This window comes from Arthrobacter sp. Z5-13, from assembly GCF_056499105.1.
In genome coordinates this window covers 4,321,171-4,338,765 of the sequence record NZ_CP096460.1, presented here as the reverse complement: position 1 = coordinate 4,338,765, position 17,595 = coordinate 4,321,171, and the positions used below count along the sequence as shown (strand labels likewise).

General features: G+C 60.6%; 16 protein-coding genes. 14 read left to right on the top strand and 2 right to left on the bottom strand.

Features of this window, described 5'->3' with window-relative positions; all coding sequences use genetic code 11:
- Window positions 1–5 precede the first annotated feature (5 nt).
- The 8 genes from M1E02_RS20205 to M1E02_RS20170 are packed head-to-tail and all read left to right on the top strand — an operon-like array spanning window position 6 to window position 6,196.
- Complete coding sequence (locus M1E02_RS20205; protein ID WP_479375951.1) at window positions 6–383, top strand: ectoine synthase; 378 nt, start codon at window positions 6–8, stop codon at window positions 381–383.
- Entirely contained in the window at window positions 364–1,473 is a 1,110-nt protein-coding gene (locus M1E02_RS20200) for an acyl-CoA dehydrogenase family protein (RefSeq protein WP_479375950.1), read from the top strand. Before M1E02_RS20205 ends, M1E02_RS20200 begins: the two co-directional genes overlap by 20 nt.
- Window positions 1,466–2,134 carry a transglutaminase-like domain-containing protein gene (locus M1E02_RS20195; protein WP_479375949.1) on the top strand — a complete coding sequence of 223 codons (669 nt, stop codon included), beginning with the start codon at window positions 1,466–1,468 and terminating at the stop codon, window positions 2,132–2,134. Before M1E02_RS20200 ends, M1E02_RS20195 begins: the two co-directional genes overlap by 8 nt.
- Complete coding sequence (locus M1E02_RS20190) at window positions 2,124–3,056, top strand: pseudouridine-5'-phosphate glycosidase (RefSeq protein WP_479375948.1); 933 nt, start codon at window positions 2,124–2,126, stop codon at window positions 3,054–3,056. Before M1E02_RS20195 ends, M1E02_RS20190 begins: the two co-directional genes overlap by 11 nt.
- Window positions 3,040–3,702, top strand: a complete 663-nt coding sequence (locus M1E02_RS20185) for an HAD family hydrolase (RefSeq protein WP_479375947.1) — start codon at window positions 3,040–3,042, stop codon at window positions 3,700–3,702. The genes M1E02_RS20190 and M1E02_RS20185 overlap by 17 nt, the downstream gene beginning before the upstream one ends.
- A gap of 1 nt (window position 3,703) precedes the next feature.
- Complete coding sequence (locus tag M1E02_RS20180; protein WP_479375946.1) at window positions 3,704–5,092, top strand: MFS transporter; 1,389 nt, start codon at window positions 3,704–3,706, stop codon at window positions 5,090–5,092.
- Window positions 5,082–5,870 carry a hypothetical protein gene (locus M1E02_RS20175; protein ID WP_479375945.1) on the top strand — a complete coding sequence of 263 codons (789 nt, stop codon included), beginning with the start codon at window positions 5,082–5,084 and terminating at the stop codon, window positions 5,868–5,870. Before M1E02_RS20180 ends, M1E02_RS20175 begins: the two co-directional genes overlap by 11 nt.
- Window positions 5,867–6,196, top strand: coding sequence for a cupin domain-containing protein (locus tag M1E02_RS20170; RefSeq protein WP_479375944.1), 330 nt, complete (start codon window positions 5,867–5,869; stop codon window positions 6,194–6,196). The genes M1E02_RS20175 and M1E02_RS20170 overlap by 4 nt, the downstream gene beginning before the upstream one ends.
- Before the next feature lie 288 nt (window positions 6,197–6,484).
- On the opposite strand, the gene M1E02_RS20165 is transcribed toward M1E02_RS20170, so the two are convergent.
- Entirely contained in the window at window positions 6,485–7,885 is a 1,401-nt protein-coding gene (locus M1E02_RS20165) for an AbfB domain-containing protein (RefSeq protein ID WP_479375943.1), read from the bottom strand.
- A gap of 459 nt (window positions 7,886–8,344) precedes the next feature.
- Between M1E02_RS20165 and M1E02_RS20160 the strand changes: the two genes are divergently transcribed.
- Window positions 8,345–10,801: a phosphoketolase family protein gene (locus M1E02_RS20160; protein WP_479375942.1), complete on the top strand. Its 2,457-nt coding sequence runs from the start codon at window positions 8,345–8,347 to the stop codon at window positions 10,799–10,801.
- A 134-nt stretch (window positions 10,802–10,935) separates the two neighbouring features.
- Here M1E02_RS20160 and M1E02_RS20155 read toward each other — a convergent pair whose 3' ends face one another.
- On the bottom strand, window positions 10,936–11,427 hold the full coding sequence (locus M1E02_RS20155; protein WP_247041291.1) for an inorganic diphosphatase: 492 nt from the start codon (window positions 11,425–11,427) through the stop codon (window positions 10,936–10,938).
- A 148-nt stretch (window positions 11,428–11,575) separates the two neighbouring features.
- Between M1E02_RS20155 and dacB the strand changes: the two genes are divergently transcribed.
- The 5 genes from dacB to M1E02_RS20130 all read left to right on the top strand — a co-directional run bounded on the left by dacB (window position 11,576) and on the right by M1E02_RS20130 (window position 17,554).
- Entirely contained in the window at window positions 11,576–13,063 is a 1,488-nt protein-coding gene (dacB, locus tag M1E02_RS20150; protein ID WP_479375941.1) for a D-alanyl-D-alanine carboxypeptidase/D-alanyl-D-alanine endopeptidase, read from the top strand.
- 77 nt (window positions 13,064–13,140) lie between these two features.
- A complete protein-coding gene (locus tag M1E02_RS20145) occupies window positions 13,141–14,526 on the top strand; it encodes a sensor histidine kinase (RefSeq protein WP_479375940.1) in 1,386 nt (461 codons plus the stop codon).
- A gap of 38 nt (window positions 14,527–14,564) precedes the next feature.
- A complete protein-coding gene (locus M1E02_RS20140) occupies window positions 14,565–15,302 on the top strand; it encodes a response regulator (protein ID WP_479375939.1) in 738 nt (245 codons plus the stop codon).
- 105 nt (window positions 15,303–15,407) lie between these two features.
- Entirely contained in the window at window positions 15,408–16,289 is an 882-nt protein-coding gene (locus tag M1E02_RS20135; protein WP_479375938.1) for an ABC transporter ATP-binding protein, read from the top strand.
- Window positions 16,286–17,554 (top strand): ABC transporter permease, encoded by a 1,269-nt coding sequence (locus tag M1E02_RS20130; RefSeq protein WP_479375937.1) that lies wholly within the window; start codon window positions 16,286–16,288, stop codon window positions 17,552–17,554. The genes M1E02_RS20135 and M1E02_RS20130 overlap by 4 nt, the downstream gene beginning before the upstream one ends.
- The last annotated feature ends 41 nt before the right edge of the window (window positions 17,555–17,595 follow it).

Genomic DNA, 17,595 nt, shown 5'->3' with positions numbered 1-17,595 from the left:
AAACCATGTTTATGAAAAACCGCAACGACGTTCCCGCAGTCGATTGGGGAAACGGCACGAGCTTCCGGCTCGTAAACAAAGGCGAACAGCTAGGCTTCGGCGTCGCGCACACCGTGGTCAAGGCAGGAACTTCTTCAAAGCTCAAGTACGAGAGCCACCTTGAGGCTTGCTATTGCATCTCTGGGACCGGCAAGGTCGTTAGCGCCGACGGTGAGATCGAACTGGTCATCGAGCCGGGTGTCCTATATGGGTTGGACGAAAACGACGCGCACGTTCTCTGCGCAGATGAAGATTCGGACATGCACCTAGTCAGCGTCTTTTCCCCTGCTCTGGAAGGACACGAACGTCATGAACTCTCCGAACATGAATTCTCTAGCTACTGACCTGCCTGCGGGTGGAGAGCGCCCGGCTACTGCATCGTTTGACCATGAAGGCTGGACACGGATTGCCGCCACTGGCGTGTTCCGGACTTTAGCAGACACAAACCTGAGCCAGGCAGATCGGATCTGCGAGACGGCCTCGCGGATGAAAGCCTTCGGGCGTGCAGGCGAGAATCCTGGACTCCTGTTTGCAGTCGCTACGCATCTTGCCTCGACGATTACCGCAGTGACGCGCTTCGGATCCGATGACCTCAAAGAGGACTTGGTACCGCGACTTGTTACGGGTGAATCGGTAGGAGCTCATGCGATAACCGAAGCCACTGCAGGATCAGACGCTTCGGCCATGCTTGCCACGGCAGTGGTCGATGATGCCGACGGGAGCGTCATTCTCCAGGGGAGCAAGGTATTCATCACAAACGCTCCTATCGCAACTCACATCGTCGTCTACGCACGAACGTTTCGCAGCGGCGAGGACCAAGGAATCTCTGCTTACGTTGTCGATACCACTTGGTCCGGTGTTGTCACTACCGGGAGGTACCCGACCGCAAGCCTGCCTGACTCCCCTATCGGTGAAGTTGAGTTGGCAAATGTCAAAGTCCCGCGCACGTGGCGTCTCGGCGCCGAGGGGGCTGGGCTTCAGATCCTGGATTTTGTCATGAAACGCGAAATCGTCTATGCCTTCTCGGCAGATCTGGGCCGCATCGAGAAGCGCATAGACGACTGCGTCGCCTTTGCCAATTCCAGACGGCAGTTCAACTCACGCCTGGCGACGTATCAGTCGGTTTCCTTCACGATTGCCGAAATGTACATTGATTGCCTTGCAGGTACTGCGATGATCAACGAGATCCTTCGGAGAATTTCGGAAAATCGGGACATCACCAAGGAGGTTGCAGCGGCGAAGGTTGTCATCAGTGAAGCAAACCTTAAGTCCGCTGTTGATGCCAGTCAGATTCTGGGAGGAAAAGGCGTACAGGCCGGCAGTGCGAGTGTCCAAGATGTTCTGGACGCCCTCGCCGGGCCGATCTATTCAGGTACGAACCGCATCCAGAAAACCCGGATAGCAGCAATGCTCGGTCTGCTCACTGATGGATGAACTACTCGTCGAAAGCGCCGTCTTCGACTATTCCCACGGAAATGTCCGCCAGTTTCTAAGCCGGGCGATCTCACCCGGAAGCGTAACTGCGGAAGCAAAAGCAAAAGACCTCTTTTACGCGGTACGGGACGGCATCAACTACGAAGTCTTCTGTACTGATCTCAGAGAATCGGGCTTGCGGTCCTCTGCAGTGGCAGAGGCCAAAACGGGTTTCTGTCTCCACAAGTCGATCCTGTACGTCAGTACGTGCCGGGCAGTTGGAATTCCGGCCCGCCTGGTCGCTGCGACAGTAGAGAATCATCTTTCCACGCCAGATCTGGAGTTACTCGTCGGCGGAACAACGTTCCTGCACTGGTATGCGGAGATTCGAATTGAGGACCGGTGGATCAAGGTGACTCCTGTTTTCGGGAAGCTTCTGTGTCGGCTGTACGGGATCGATCCGCTGGAATTCGACACGGCAACCGATTCCATACACCAAGCCTCTAACCACGGCGGGAGCATGCTGTTTCTGTCCCGACCGACGGTCCCGGCAACGCCGAGCTACGACTTCCTTCTAGGGATCGTTCAGCATCATCATCCCCTCATGGTCCATCCCAGCGGCCTTGTGCCTTCTACCGCCACCGTCACCCAACCAAAACTAGGAACGGCAAATGCTAACTAAACACACAGACATATCGACGGAAGTATCGGCGGCTCTCGCCGACGGCCAGCCCGTCGTGGCGATGGAGACGTCAGTTGTCTCGGGCGGAACTTTCCCTGCGAACTACGAATCTGCACTCCAAGTCGATGCTGCGATTCGGAAGGCCGGCGCCACTCCGGCACGTGTTGCCCTTATTAACGGAAGCATCAAGCTGGGCGTGACAAACAGTCAACTTGAACGTTTGGCGCACGAAAACTCATCTCAAAAGGTCGGTTCCCGCGATATTGCACTAGCCATGGCGACAAGGACAACAGCGGGGACCACAGTCTCTGCCAGTATCATCGTCGCAGCCAGCGCTGGCATCAGAGTTTTCAGCGTTGCAGGGATCGGGGGTGTACACCGCGGCGCCGAGACATCTCTGGACATATCAACTGACCTAGACGAACTAGCGCGACAGCGTATCGCTGTCGTGTGCGCCGGAGCTAAGTCCCTCCTGGACCCTGCTCTGACCTTGGAGTACCTGGAAACGAAGGGTATCCCTGTAGTCGGTCTTGGAACGAAAATGTTCCCGAACTACTACGGCGTTTCGTCAGGATACGAAGTACCCTGGACCCTCAGCACCACCGAAGATGTCGCCCGATTCATCGACATTCACCTAGGATCCGGGCTGCCCGGCGGTGTGCTCGTAACCAAACCCATCGCAGAGGCGGACGCCCTGCCATCAGACATTCTCAACGAAGCGGTCGAAAACGCACTGGACTCGGCACGCACTGAAGGAATCCGCGGCCAAGCTCTGACTCCAGTCGTTCTTTCGGCGATTTCCGAGGCGACAGGCGGGGCGAGCGTCCAGGCGAACAGGGCAGTGCTCGTCTCAACGGCAGTAGCCGCAGCAGAGATTGCGACCCAACTACAGGCTGGGACCCCTCATGACAGTCATATTTGATCTCGACGGCACACTGCTAGATACCCCGGCCGGCATTGTGGAAGTGGTTGGCTTGACCGCCAGCGAACTTGGAATCGCCGTCCCAGCAGAGGCTCTTGTCCGTTCCATGATCGGCAAACCACTGCCGCATATGTTCAACGCTTTTAACTGGCCGGATGCCAGCATAGAGCAAGCCGTAACCGTTTTTCGCCAGCTCTTCTCCGAAACGGTAGTGAGCCAGGCATCCAATCTCGTGTTCCCAGGCATCGAGCAGAGCCTCAACGCCCTCGCGTCCCAGCATCGCCTTGCGGTGGCCACTAGCAAGATCGTCCACAGCGCTGAGGAAATTCTCGCTGCTGCCGGACTCCGTAACTACTTTGACGTCGTCGCTGGCGCCGACAGTGTCTCAAACCCCAAGCCGTCTCCGGATATGGCTCTCCATGTTGCCAACAGACTTGGATCTGCCCCGGAAACTTGCTCAGTTGTCGGGGATTCCATCTATGACATGAAGATGGCGGTAGCTGCAGGCATGGACGCCGTGGGTGTCTCTTGGGGTGTAGACACACCCGGGGACCTGGCAACAGCAGGTGCGTCAACTATCTGCCGGAGTCCAGGCGACCTTGCCGACTCCCTCATCCGTATCCCGCTCCTCCTTAAGGAAGTCTGACTTGTCTACGATAACCATGCCTGTTGAGAGGCGGACTGCCGTCCAATCTCTCACTTTGATCGTCATTTCCATCGCTCAGTTCGTCATCGCGCTGGACTACTCCATCGTCTACGTTGCGCTTCCCAGCATTGGTGCTGAACTTAATATGAATGAGGCGTCCCTTCAATGGGTGGTGAGCTCATACGCCCTTCTATTCGCAGGACTTCTTCTATTGGGAGGGAGAATCGTCGACAGGCTGGGCGGCAAGAATGTGTTTATTGCAGCTGTCCTGTTGTTCGGCCTGGCCAGTTTGCTTGGCGGAATTGCTGACAACACAACTCTTCTGTTGCTCTCCCGGGCTCTCCAAGGCATAGCAGCCGCGGCGCTCCTGCCATCCGTACTGGCCCTCCTCAGCCAGTCATTTCCATCAGGAAAACTTCGCAGCAGTGCCTACGCCGTTTGGGGGGCAGTCGGGGCATCCGGCTTGGCCGCCGGCGTGGTCTTCGGTGGCCTCCTAACGACAGTTTCCTGGCGATGGACTTTCTTCATCAACCTTCCCTTGGTCTTGATTTGTGTTCTCGGTGCCATCAAGGCATTCAAAAGCAACCCCAGCCAAGCCACGTCCACGGAGATTCCCGTCCTCTCCAGTGTCGCCGGAACCAGCGCAATACTTCTCGTCGTGCTTGTTCTGACGCTCTTGGCCGACCCGGAAACAACGCCGAGCGTTTTCTGGTCGAGCGTCGCTCTGGCTGCCGTTGCGGTCGCAGTATTTACTGTGAACGAGCGAAAATCCGCTGCCCCCCTTGTCGAAAGACAACTGCGGAAACTCACGGCCCTCAGGTCTGGAGCAATTGCGGCCGGGCTCTACATGGCCAGTGTCGGGACCGAATTCTTCCTGGTCACCCTCTATTTGCAGGAACAGCGCGCGTACTCTGCCCTGGCCGCCGGGATTGCGTTCTTGCCATTGGCCATCATGGTCACCGTGGGCAACGTCGTTGCCGGAAAAATTATCGCCAACAAGAGCGTCAAATTTGTGCTCGGATTAGGCTTCGCCATCGCCTCCTTCGGATTGTTGCTCCTTGCATTCTCCTTGGGAGTGGACAACTTCTGGCTGGGGCTTCTCCCCGGATTTCTGATTAGCGGCTTCGGACACGGTGTCATTTACACGGCCATGTTTGTACTAGGGACATCAGACGCGCCGCAAGCGAGCCAGGGAGCGGCTGGCTCGCTTATTACCACAGCCCAGTACGTGGCAGGCGGGGTCAGCTTGGCAGTCCTCGTGCTGGTAATAGGTCTCGCTGGGGCAACGGTGGGCTATCCCCTTGCTTTCGGGATTAACGCCGCTTTCGCTGCTCTCGGGCTCATCCTTGCCCTATCCATCCGTCGCAAGGAGCTTGTGAATGGCGTCTGAAGAACTGAGCCCTTCTGGTATTACTGATTTTCGGCGGTATCGCATCGGCGTCGTAGTTGTGGACAATGACCCGGTCCCGGAGATGGAGATTAACCGGCTCGCCCCTGCGGGAGTATCCATCCATGTCGTCCGGTTCCAGTTACCGCGCGCCGCGGGAGAGGAATTCGTTGGTGAGACGACTGACGCGTCTGAAATCGGCCATCATCTTATGGACCCTCTTAGAACGCTGGCTCGAATCGGAGTAGATGCTGTGGGTCTTTGCTTCACGAGCAGCAGTATCTTCAACCCAGCTCATTTTGACAACGCTTTCATCGAAGCAGCACTCTCCGTGGACCCGGAATGGAAGGTAACTACCGCGGCCAGAGCCATAATTTCGACGATGAAACGGGCGCACGCCCATCAACCTCACGTGGTTATTCCGCCTTGGTTCACTCCCCCGACAGTCCAGGCGCTCGGGGCTTATCTACAATTCCACGGCCTCAAAATGTCTGGATCTCACCAGTACGAGCTCCCTCCGATTTGGGACCGTTACCCGCGCCAGGACCGGTTTGATCACGGGGCCAAGTGGGCCGTACTGCCACACGAACTCGCCATGGATCTACAGACTCGTGACCTAGCAACCTCGGACTCGATACTGATCCCCGGAAGCGGTTTCCCGAGCCTGGACCTACTCCATGAAGTCCCAGCTGACTCTCCACTGCCTATGTTTACAGCCAACAGCGCCGTCCTAGAGGAGCTGCTGCACCAAAACGACATGAACATCAAGGAACATTCATGATCCATTCAACAGCGACCGATCGTGCGGCATCAAGCACGGGCTCCGCAATCTCACTAGACGACAAAATCGGTTACACAATCGCTGAAGTCCGCGTCGAAAGGAGCACCAAACAACACTCCTTGCCAATTGTCCCGGGCGTGTCGTTTTACTGCATAGAGGGCCGCGGCTGGGCATCAGTGCCCGGGGGAAAGACGCGTTACGTTATCGAGCCCGGCGTTATCCTGTCCGCTCCCAGTGTTGAGGTGGAGATGATTGTCGCCGCTGATCAGGACGTTAAACTCCTCCGGATAGCCTATGCGGGACAAGACTCCCCTTGGACAATCTGACGGGGACCCCCAAACAGTGCCCTTAAAGCGCGAAAACAAGTTGGACCCGGCCTCCAGGTGGCTGGATTCAGTGTTCCCGCATGTCAGCCTCGTGGGTACACCGGCCAGGGCACACGGAACCGCCGCCGTCCCCACCCATTACGGGCGGACAAGACGACGGCGGATCCGCGCGCTTTCTAGACGACGGTGAAGGACGCGTCGGCCGCCCCGAGCGCGCCGCGAGCGCGTATAGCGCAAGATGGCGGGCTCTTAGCATGGAGAACTCCTTTGATCTCGTTTTCGTGGTGATCAGGAAGTTATGCGGAAAGTCGCGTCTTCGCGCTCTGCAACGGATGACGACGCCGAAACCGGCTCGACGTACAGCTGGAAGTTCCGGTGCCGGATGACACGGTCCGGAAAGTTGAGGGATCCGAAGGTGGTCCAGGATGGATCTGCCAGCCCTGCCCGTTTGGTGAAGGTGGCATCGCGGGCGAACAGTGAGGATCCGTCGTTGCGGGCCAGAACCAGCCCAAATCCGGAGTGGCGAAGAAACAGGCCGGCATCTGTGACGGAGCGGAAGGATATGGCGGAACTGTCCGCCAGCCCTGGAATGAGGGCAAACTGGGAGTCGGTGAACGGGTCCAGAGGGTAGGCGTCGATGCGTGCCACTGAATCACGGTGGCGGATGAACCGGTCAGGGAAGTTGTACGACTTTATGCGGTTCCACCGCGGAAGGCCCCAGGCTGCGACGAGGTTCGTGTATTCGGTGGCCGAGATGGGCTGGATGGTGGCGTGCTTGGAATTGATCGGCTGCGTGTACAGCCGGCGGGAAAGAGGTGTCCACAGGTCCTGCGCGATGTCAGGGGACGACCACACCATGAACGTTCCGTTGACCGGTGTGTACACGTCGCCCCACAGGTACCAGGTACGGCTTGTGACAGAGCGAACGATGATAGGAGCTTCCGTGAGTCCGGGACCTGCGTAGCCTCTTGTGTAGGTCCCACCTTCAAAACCGCGCGGAGCGAGAGTTCCTTTAGCGCCGTAGAGCTTGTTGTCCCGCTTGTAGTAGAGGTAAGGGGTGGAGCCGTCCATGTGCAAGGTGGCATCGATGACAGGGACGCCGCCGTCGAACCACTTCTGTTGGGAAGAGAACGTACGGAAATCCGTGGTGTAGTTGACGAGAATCACGTCCTGTGTCCCGTCGTATGCCGAGTAGACCAGGCCGTACTGTCCGCGAGCTGGATCCCAAAACGCTTCGGGAGCCCAGGAATGCGTGGGGAGGCTGTGCATTCTCACACGGCGGTATCCCGTGAAGCTGCGGAGATCGGCAGAATCCCAGATGTGGACGAACTGGTTCTGTTGGGTGAAATCAAGCCCGTTCAGGTCGGTAGCGAGCACAACGAAGGTGCCGTCCTGCTTGCGAAAAATGAACGGATCCCGCAAACCGCGGGTGCCATCAGTTGGATAGACCACCGCAGCATTCTGATTGAGGGGCTGCCACTCCAAGCCATCAGAACTGACCGCCAGGTGCAGTCCGTAGTCATTGCCCAGGCCCTGCGGCGATTCCGTGAAATAGCCCATGACAAAGGCGTCGCCTACAGCAGCTGCCGCGGGAACGGACGAGTTTAGCGCTGCCGGCAGCACTACCGCCGCAGCACCGGCCAGAAGGGTGAAAGAGCGACGGGACAGGTGCGTTGTTTTGGGGGACAATGGATGCCTCTCTGTGGCCACCCCAATGCAGGCGGCTGCGGATACAAGTGGTTGACTACGGGGGAGCAGCGTGGAGAGCGATGGCTGGGAAGGCCGTCCCCACACGATCAGGGCGCGCCAGAAGAACTCCTTCGTTCGAAACAATGAGCTATTGTTAGCGTTCACACATCGTGGTCCCCAGACTGTACGGATGCCTTGAGAGACCTGTCAAGGCTCGGTCCGCAGAAGTTTGTGATAGGGGAATGGGCGAGAGCCGAGGTGCCAGAGCTCTAGGTCCTCAGGGGCAGCGGCACGACGCAGTAATCCTTTGCCTTATTGTTCGTCACGAAGGTGCGGCACCGGGATAGGAAGCGGATTCGGGGGCCACCCGTCACCAATTTGGTTGTGTCTTCGACAGGAAGATGTTGCGATGGGGGAGGACAGCCGTCATGGGCGGCAGCGACCAACCCGGAGGATGCGATGACCAGCGACTTGGGCCTGAACAGAGAAAGTGAAGCGGGCGTTCCGAACCAAAACCCGGCACAAGCTGATGAAAGCCCCCTCAGCGGGCATGCCGCAAACCAGGACGCTCTGGACCTGGTGGACCGTTGGTGGCGCGCAGCCAATTATCTCTCGGTGGGCCAGATCTACCTTCGTTCCAACCCCCTGATCCGGAAGCCCCTGGACGCCGAAGATACCAAGTCCAGGCTTCTGGGCCATTGGGGTACCACGCCGGGACTCAACTTCGTGTACGCCCACCTCAACAGGGTCATCCGCCGGGACCGGCAGGAGATGCTGTTCGTCGCAGGGCCGGGCCACGGCGGACCGGCGGTGGTGGCCAATGCCTGGCTGGAGGGGACGTACTCGGAGATTTACAGCAACGTAGCCGAGGACGAACAGGGGCTGGCCGAACTTTTCAGGCAGTTTTCCTACCCCGGTGGAATCCCAAGCCATGCCGCCCCGGAGACGCCAGGCTCTATCAGCGAAGGCGGCGAGCTGGGGTATTCGCTCGCGCACGCCTACGGATCGGTATTTGATAACCCAAAGCTCATCACCGCCGTCGTGATTGGCGATGGCGAGGCCGAAACCGGGCCGCTCGCCGCAAGCTGGCACTCCCACAACTTCCTGGACCCGGTAGCTGATGGTGCAGTCCTGCCCATCCTGCACCTGAACGGCTACAAAATCGCCAACCCCACTGTGCTGGCAAGGATGCCCGAGGCGCAGTTGGAACAGTTACTGAGGGGCTACGGTCACAAGCCGTACTTTGTCACGGTGGACCACCCGGACAACACGGTTCAGGCGCACAGGGACTTCGCCAGGGTCCTGGACGAGTGCCTGGCGGAGATCCGCACTATTCAGGAGGAGCGCCGGGGCGGGCAGGGCTCACAGGACGATGCTGCCCCGCAGTGGCCCATGATCGTGCTGCGCTCGCCGAAGGGCTGGACCGGTCCCCGCATTGTCGATGGAAAACAGGTGGAGGGGACCTGGCGAAGCCACCAGGTTCCCCTGGACAAGGTACGCACCGACCCCGGGCATCTGGCGCAGCTGCAGGAGTGGTTGGAGTCCTACCGGCCGGAAGAACTGTTCAACGACGCCGGCCGCCTCCGCGCCGACGTCGCCGCCAATGCCCCCGAAGGTGAGTTGCGGATGAGCGCGACGCCGCATGCGAATGGCGGCGTGCTGCTGCGGGACCTGAAGCTCCCGAACTATGACCGCCATGCCGTGGAGGTCGCCAGGCCGGGGTTGGAGCGGGTGAGCCCCATGATCACCCTGGGCTCCTGGCTGCGGGACGTCATTGCGGGGAACCCGGAGACGTTCCGGTTGTTCGGCCCTGACGAAACTGCCTCAAACCGGCTGCAGAACGTCTACGAGGCCACGGACAAGGTATGGCAGTACAGGATTGACGCCCTGGATGAACACCTCGCCAGGGCGGGACGCGTTATGGAAGTCCTCAGCGAACATCTGTGCCAGGGATGGCTGGAGGGATACCTCCTGACCGGGCGCCACGGGGTTTTCAGCTGCTATGAGGCCTTCATCCACATTGTGGATTCCATGTTCAACCAGCATGCGAAGTGGCTCAAGGTCCACCGTGCCCTTCCTTGGCGCCAGCCGGTGGCATCGCTGAACTACCTGCTGTCCTCCCACGTCTGGCAGCAGGACCACAACGGCTTCTCACATCAGGACCCCGGCTTCATTGACCACGCGGTGAACAAGAAGGCCGAGGTCATCCGGGTGTACCTGCCGCCGGACGCAAACACCCTGCTTTCCGTGATGGAACATTGCTTGAGATCCAGGGACTACGTGAACATTGTGGTCAGTGGAAAGCAACCCTCTCCAACCTGGCTTGGGCCGGAGGAAGCAGCGCACCATTGCCAGCGGGGCCTGGGGATCTGGGCATTTGCCGGCTCGGAAGTCCCCGGCGAGGAACCCGACGTCGTACTTGCCTGTGCCGGTGACGTTCCTACGGTGGAAACGGTGGCAGCGGCGGAGCTCCTAAAATCGGGGGCTCCCGGGCTGAAAGTACGGGTGGTCAATGTGGTGGACCTGATGCGCCTCCAGGATTCGGGTGAGCACCCGCATGGACTGACAACCAGGGACTTCGATGGCATTTTCACGGCGGACAAGCCCATTATTTTCGCCTACCACGGATACCCGTCGCTGATCCATCGGCTGACCTACCGGAGGAGCAACCAGGAGGGGCTGCATGTTCGTGGCTACAAGGAAGAGGGCACCACCACCACGCCCTTCGACATGGCCATGCTAAACGGCATCGACCGCTTTCAGCTCGCAATCGATGCCATCGACAGGGTTCCCGGACTCGCGGAAAAACACTCGGTGTTACGCCAGTCCCTTCAGGACCGCCGGATTAAAGCACTGAACCACACGCGGACGCAGGGAGAGGACCCGGAGGAAATCCGCAACTGGTCACTCGCTTAGCTGTCCTTAACGTGCGACGGCGGTGGTGCGGTTCGTAACAAACCGCACCACCGCCGTCGGCGCAAATCACAAGGGGGGCCCGCACCGTCAGGGTTTCCTCGCCGAGCGAGGCGAGGTCAGGGAGACGGTGGGGATCAATGGCCTGCAGCCGGAACGTAGCGCTTGATGGAGGCCTCGAGTTCGGCTTCCGCTGCGGCGCGGTCCGCCCAGCCTTCGGCCTTGACCCATTTGCCGGGCTCCAGGTCCTTGTAACGGGTGAAGAAGTGCTCGATTTCCTTGATCAGGAACTCGCTTACGTCGGTGACTTCCTGGATGTGGTCGAAGCGGGGATCCGCCGGAACGCATAGGACCTTGGCGTCTCCGCCGCCGTCGTCAGTCATGTTGAAGACGCCAATGGGGCGGGCTTCGACGATGACGCCCGGGTGGAGATCGAAATCCTGCAGGAGCACCAGTGCGTCCAACGGGTCGCCGTCTTCACCGAGCGTGTTCTCGAAAAAGCCGTAGTGGGTGGGGTACTGCATGGACGTGAAGAGGACGCGGTCCAGGCGGACGCGGCCGGTCTCGTGGTCGACTTCGTACTTGACGCGTGATCCCTTGGGGATCTCGATGGTCACGTCGTGCTTCATGGAATGCTCCTCGACTTCAGGGGGTTCGCGGCACTCGTGACCTTCTGCTAAGGAGTGTCCGTGCCGCCGACTACTATTGAGGATATAGCGAGAGGCCCAGGTTTTCTGAACTAGTGGGGACATTCAGGACTTAAGGACCAGCTGCAGCATGAAAGACATCACCAGCCTGTCAGGCGTAAAAATGGCCCTCCGTAACGTCCTTGAAGTCCTCCGGCGGCACTACCCGCTGATGTTGCTCTCCCTTCTCATTGCCGCCCTCGCGGTACCTGCCGGTATGGCTATCGCCCCCGGCTTCACGGGCCAAGGGTTGTATCCTGCGCAGCCGAGCCCCTCGATTCCACCATGGCAGCAGGCCCCCCGTGACCTTTCCCACCCGGACGGGATCGAACCCCTCAGAGGATCTGCGCCTGTTCCCTGGCCGGATACGTTGGCTGCCCAACTCAACGCCACTTTGAAGCCCGACGGCGGGGGAAGCTTCACCGGCGTGGTTCAGGACGCGGCCACGGGCCAGGTGCTGTTTGACCGCGGCGGGGCTGACAGCCGGGTTCCGGCGTCGAATGTGAAACTCCTGACGGCGGTGGCTGCACTGAGGTCGCTTGGCCCGGACCACCGCTTCAGCACTAAAGCGGTGACAGGCCCTACCCCTGGTTCTGTAGTCCTTACCGGCGGCGGAGACGTGCTGCTTGCAGCCGGTGCTTCCTCCGGGAAGGGCGCCCTGGGATACGCGGGGCTCGCGACGTTGGCCGAGCATACAGTTCAGGCACTGAAGGCCAGCGGCGCTACCGGGACTCTCTCCGTGCAGTTGGACGATTCCCTTTTTACCGGTCCTGCCCTGAACCCCGCCTGGAGCCTTGACGACGTCGCCGCGGGGGAGGTGGCTCCGTTGTTCCCGCTGGCGCTGAATTCCGCACGGTTCGACCCCGCCGTGACCACAGGCCAGCGCCCCCAGGACTCTGCCCTGGCTGCGGCCGAGGCTTTCTCGGCACAGCTCACTGCCGCCGGTGCTGCTGCGGGGTTTACAGTTGCGCCCGGAGTACAGCGGGCCCCGGGCCAGGGACTCCAGGGCAAGGTGCTGGCGGAGGTACGTTCAGCCACAGTGCGGGACCAAGTGCACCTCATGCTGGAAACTTCAGACAACTATCTTGCCGAGGCCCTTGGGCGGATGGCGGCCGCCGCCTCTGGCCTGGCTGGAAGCAACGACGGCGCCACCTCCAACGTTATTGACCAACTCACCCGGCTGGGCATCACCACCGCCGGCCTGCAGCTGGCCGATGTATCCGGGCTGACTCTGGCGAACCAGGTATCCGCCCGGCAGCTGTCCGAAGTGGTCCGCGCCATCACATCGGGGGAGGACCCGAGGCTTCGGGCGGCCTTGGACGGGCTTCCCGTGGCCGGCCTCACCGGAACCCTGGGGGCTCGCTACACGGAAGGTTCCACGGCGTCCGGCGCAGGACTGGTGCGCGCCAAGACCGGCACACTCAATTCCGTCATCGCCCTCAGCGGCTACGTGGTGGATGCCGAAGGCAGGCTGTTGGTGTTTTCCTTCATCGGAAACGACCTGACCCCCGGCGCGGCGGGAAACCGTGTTGCGCTGGACCGCTCCGCGTCTGTTCTGGCATCTTGCGGCTGCCGCTGACCCGCGCGCCCGGGGGCAGGCAAGAGTCTGGCTAGACTGGGCACCATGTCACAGGCACCCGGTAGCGCCAAACCATAATGTTCGAGCGAATCCGTGAGCTGGTTGGAACCGGCACCAACCAGACGCCTGGGGATGCCAGATCAGCTGACGAAGCCAACTGGGAGAGGCCAGGCCCAAGCGGCAATGAGCTCCGGCGGGATGCCCTGGGCGTAGTGGTCTTTTTGGTCATCAGCGCCCTGGCCATGGAACTAAGCCGCGGCTTTGGCGCCCTGACCGAAGACGACCACCCCATCTGGCTGCAGCACCTGGTGCTGGCGCTGATGATCAGCCCGCTGGTGCTCCGCAGAAAGTATCCGGTGGCCGTGATGCTGGTGATGTCGGCAGCCTTCATTGGCCTGGGCCTTTGGATTCCGGTCCTGTCCCTCCAGATGTCCTTTCAGGTGGCCTATTTCGCTTCGCTGTACTCGGCAGTGGCGTGGGCACGGAACCGGCGGGTGCTGTGGCTCGGCACCACTGTTGTGGTGCTTGCCATGACGCTGTGGCTGATCCTGGGCCTTACGGTTGCCAACACCTACGACGAAATGATTGCGCGCGCCACCGAGGAATTGAACGGCGCCCAGAGCCTGCTGGAACCCCTCACCTCGGTAGCCATTTATCACTTCATCATCAACTTTGCTTACTTCGGCGGAGCGATCCTCGCCGGGCTCACCTCCTGGCGGAAAGCGCTGCAACGGACCCAACTCGCGGAACAGGCGGAACAGATCCGCCATCAGGCTGCCGAGTTGGCCCGGCGTGCCGTGGTGGATGAGCGCCTGCGCATAGCCCGTGAGCTGCACGACGTCGTCGCCCATCACATCGCCGTGGTGGGCGTCCATGCCGGCGCAGCCCGCCGCGTTCTGACCAAAAAGCCGGAAGCGGCCATAGAGCCGTTGCGGGTTATCGAAAGCACCAGCCGCCAGGCCGTTACGGACATGCGGAACCTGCTGGGCGTGCTGCGGACTGAAACTGCCGTTATCGCCATCGATCAGCAGGATGGTGCCGCGGTCAGGGGTCCGGAGCCTGGCCTGGGCGATATCGAAGCGCTGGCCGAGGAGAACCGCGCCTTGGGACTGAGCGTGGTCCTGAACAAGGTGGAGGACCAACCGGGTGACCTCGAAACGATTCCGGCGCCGCTGGCCTTATCCATCTACCGGACTGCGCAGGAATCGCTGACGAACGTACGCCGGCACTCGACCTCCAGTACCGCGAAGATGACCCTCAGAACCGGGCGGAGTGGCGGGCAGCGCTGGGTGGAGCTGGAAACGCTCGACGACGGCCGTCCACGTCCGGGGGCAGCACCGGTCAGTTCCGGATACGGACTGCAGGGAATACGCGAACGGGTGGCGCTGCACCGCGGCATGGCGGAGATCGGTCCCCGGGCGGAGACCGGCTGGCGGGTCCGTGCGCGCTTCAGCCTCAACTGACCTACCTTCAGACCAGCAAGCACAACCGAAAGATTCAGATGAAACTTGTACGTGTCCTCCTGGCCGACGATCAGTCGCTCCTCCGCGAAGGACTCGCCACGATGCTGTCCGTAGAAGAGGACATCGAGGTAGTCGGCCAGGTGGCCAACGGTGAGGAAGCAATTCGTTTCGCCGCCGAGAACGACGTCGATGTGATCCTCATGGACGTTCAGATGCCGGTGCTGGACGGGATTCGCGCTACCGAACGGATCAGGGCGGCGAACGCCGGCCCAGGCTCCAAGGAAAGCAAAGTCATTATCCTGACCACTTTTGAGCGGGACGATTACCTTTTCGACGCACTCAGTGCCGGTGCGAGTGGTTTCCTGCTCAAGAACACCGACCCGGACGACGTTGTGGCGGCCATTCATACGGTTGCCGGTGGATATGCGTTGCTGGCCCCGGAAGTAACCCTCAGGGTCATCCAGCGTTTCGCCCGGGAACATTCTCCCGAGCACGGCGGATTGCCCACCCGCTCTCCGGACGGAACCGGAACGGCGGAGAGGGAACGAGCAGGCACCGCCCGCTTGGAGCTGCTGACCAACCGCGAACGCGAGGTACTCCAAGGGATGGCCAAGGGCATGAGCAACGCTGAGCTGGCTTCCGCATTGTTTCTTTCAGAGGCGACTGTCAAAACCCACGTCTCCAACCTGTTGTCCAAAATCCAGGTACGGGACCGCGTGCAGGCGGTGGTGTTCGCCTATGAGTGCGGGCTCATCCTTCCGGGGGACAGTCAGTAGGGAGGTTGTTCCGCCGTTTGGCCGATCCTTGCTGACCGGGTGATTCCTAGACTTGAGGGGTCAACCTGATCTGCATCCCCCGGGCGGGGCGAAGGAGCAACAAGCATGCTGCACGTGAAGAACCTCACGCGGCGATTCGGTACAAACACGGCCGTGAACAACGTCAGCTTCGTCGTGCCGGCCGGGCATATGACCGGCTTCGTTGGGGCCAATGGTGCCGGGAAAACCACCACCATGAGGATGATCATGGGAGTACTCGCCGCCCATGGGGGTGAGGTACTTTTGGACGGTGAACCGCTGACGGCGCTGCAGCGTGCAAGCTTCGGCTACATGCCTGAAGAACGGGGACTGTACCCCAAACAACCGATCATCGATCAGCTTGTTTACCTGGGCCAGCTCCACCGGATGAGCGCTCGCAGTGCGAGGGTCGGGGCGCTGGAACTCCTCGAACGGTTCGGACTGGCGGACCGCAGCAAGGACAAGCTGGAGGCTCTTTCCCTGGGAAACCAGCAGCGTGTCCAGATTGCCGCTTCGCTCCTGCACCGGCCCACCGTCCTGATTCTGGACGAACCCTTTTCCGGACTCGATCCCTTGGCCGTGGACGCCATGGTGGAGCTGCTCCGGGAGCGCACAGCCGAAGGCGTCCCTGTGCTTTTCTCGAGTCACCAGCTGGACCTCGTGGACAGGCTGTGCGACAGCCTTGTGGTACTGCAGAAGGGAGAAGTCGTTGCCGCCGGAAGCGGGACCGAGCTACGTGCGAATGCAGTCCAGCGGCACCGCCTCACCGCGGCACCGGACGCCGGCTGGATCAGGGAGGAGCCAGGGGTGACTGTCATCGACGTCGAAGGCAGTAACGCCGTGCTGGAAATCCAGGATGCTGCCACTGCGCAGCGGCTCCTTGCCAAAGCCATGGCCAGGGGAACAGTTGAGGAATTCGCTCCGATCCGCCGCAGTCTCAGCGAGCTCTACCGGGAGGTAGTGAAATGACCACCAACAGCACCAGAACCGTTACAGGCCAGAGGGCCACACCGCAATCGGAAGCTTCCGGCAGCTTTGCCCCGGGGGAGTCCTCTTCTGATCGCCCCTTCCGTCCCTGGGCCATAGTGTCCATGCGGGAGATCACCGTTAAGGCCAAGGACAAGAGTTTCCGCGTCTACACCGTCGTCACCCTCCTGCTGATTGTGGCTGGGGTGGTCTTCAACGCCTTTATGTCTGCGCGCGGGGAGAGCTACTCGGTAGCCGTTACCGCCGACCCGGGCCGGGCAATTGTGTCCGCCGCCGACGAATCCGGGCGCGCCGACGGCGGAAATGTCTCCTTTGCTGCCGAAACCACCGACAGCAACGAGGCAGCACTGGACCTCGTCCGCAGGGGAGAGGCAGACGTTGCGCTCCTGCAGGAGACGGCGGGCGCGTGGACAGTTACGGGGAAGAATGAGGTTCCCGCTGAGCTGTTACAGATCCTCGAACAGTCGCTCCGGGGTTACGTGCTGGACACCAACGCGGCTGCGGCCGGAACCACCAGCGAGCAACTGCTGAAGGGCTCCGAACTGCGCACGAGCCTCTTGGAGGGGGACGCGGAGAAGCAGATCCTGGCCTCCATCATCGGTTTTATCTTTAGTTTCCTGTTCTACACCGCGGCCATCATCTTCGGAATGGCCATTGCCAACTCGGTGGTGGAAGAAAAACAGAACCGCGTGGTCGAAATCCTGGCCACCGCCATTCCCATCCGCCACCTGCTTTACGGCAAGGTATTGGGAAATACTCTGATGGCCATGGTGCAGCTGGCGCTTTATGGGGGAACAGCTTTGCTGGCCCTGAACCTGACAGGAACTGCCGAACTGGCCGGAAGTGTCATCCCGTCGTCGGGCTGGTTCCTGGTCTTCTTCCTGTTCGGCTTCCTGATCCTCGCCGCGATGTGGGCAGTCCTTGGCTCCCTGGCCAGCCGTCCGGAAGATCTCAGCGGCAGTTCCGCTCCTGTTATGTCGCTAATACTTGCTGCGCTGTTCGTGGGCATGTTCGCCAAAGGGCAGATCCTGGTGCTGGCGTCCTTTGTTCCGGTTGTGTCCTCAGTGGCCATGCCGATCCGCATGCTTAATTCCACCGTAGAGCCGTGGGAACCCTTCCTTGCCCTGGGGCTGGCTCTCGTGACGGCCGTTGCGTTGCTGCGCCTGGGCGAAAGAGTGTACCGCCGTGCCGTGATGCAGGGCGGCGGAGCCCTCAGTCTTCGGAAAGCCCTCAAACTGGAACACTAATCAGACTGGCGGGTTCGCCGTTGGGCGAACTTAAGGACGCA

Bases quoted from the DNA above. Each gene is read 5' to 3' on its own strand.
- M1E02_RS20205 (WP_479375951.1), top strand. From the start codon at position 6: ATGTTTATGAAAAACCGCAACGACGTTCCCGCAGTCGATTGGGGAAAC.
- M1E02_RS20200 (WP_479375950.1), top strand. From the start codon at position 364: ATGAATTCTCTAGCTACTGACCTGCCTGCGGGTGGAGAGCGCCCGGCT.
- M1E02_RS20195 (WP_479375949.1), top strand. From the start codon at position 1,466: ATGGATGAACTACTCGTCGAAAGCGCCGTCTTCGACTATTCCCACGGA.
- M1E02_RS20190 (WP_479375948.1), top strand. From the start codon at position 2,124: ATGCTAACTAAACACACAGACATATCGACGGAAGTATCGGCGGCTCTC.
- M1E02_RS20185 (WP_479375947.1), top strand. From the start codon at position 3,040: ATGACAGTCATATTTGATCTCGACGGCACACTGCTAGATACCCCGGCC.
- M1E02_RS20175 (WP_479375945.1), top strand. From the start codon at position 5,082: ATGGCGTCTGAAGAACTGAGCCCTTCTGGTATTACTGATTTTCGGCGG.
- M1E02_RS20170 (WP_479375944.1), top strand. From the start codon at position 5,867: ATGATCCATTCAACAGCGACCGATCGTGCGGCATCAAGCACGGGCTCC.
- M1E02_RS20160 (WP_479375942.1), top strand. From the start codon at position 8,345: ATGACCAGCGACTTGGGCCTGAACAGAGAAAGTGAAGCGGGCGTTCCG.
- M1E02_RS20155 (WP_247041291.1), bottom strand. From the start codon at position 11,427: ATGAAGCACGACGTGACCATCGAGATCCCCAAGGGATCACGCGTCAAG.
- dacB (WP_479375941.1), top strand. From the start codon at position 11,576: ATGAAAGACATCACCAGCCTGTCAGGCGTAAAAATGGCCCTCCGTAAC.
- M1E02_RS20145 (WP_479375940.1), top strand. From the start codon at position 13,141: ATGTTCGAGCGAATCCGTGAGCTGGTTGGAACCGGCACCAACCAGACG.
- M1E02_RS20140 (WP_479375939.1), top strand. From the start codon at position 14,565: ATGAAACTTGTACGTGTCCTCCTGGCCGACGATCAGTCGCTCCTCCGC.
- M1E02_RS20135 (WP_479375938.1), top strand. From the start codon at position 15,408: ATGCTGCACGTGAAGAACCTCACGCGGCGATTCGGTACAAACACGGCC.
- M1E02_RS20130 (WP_479375937.1), top strand. From the start codon at position 16,286: ATGACCACCAACAGCACCAGAACCGTTACAGGCCAGAGGGCCACACCG.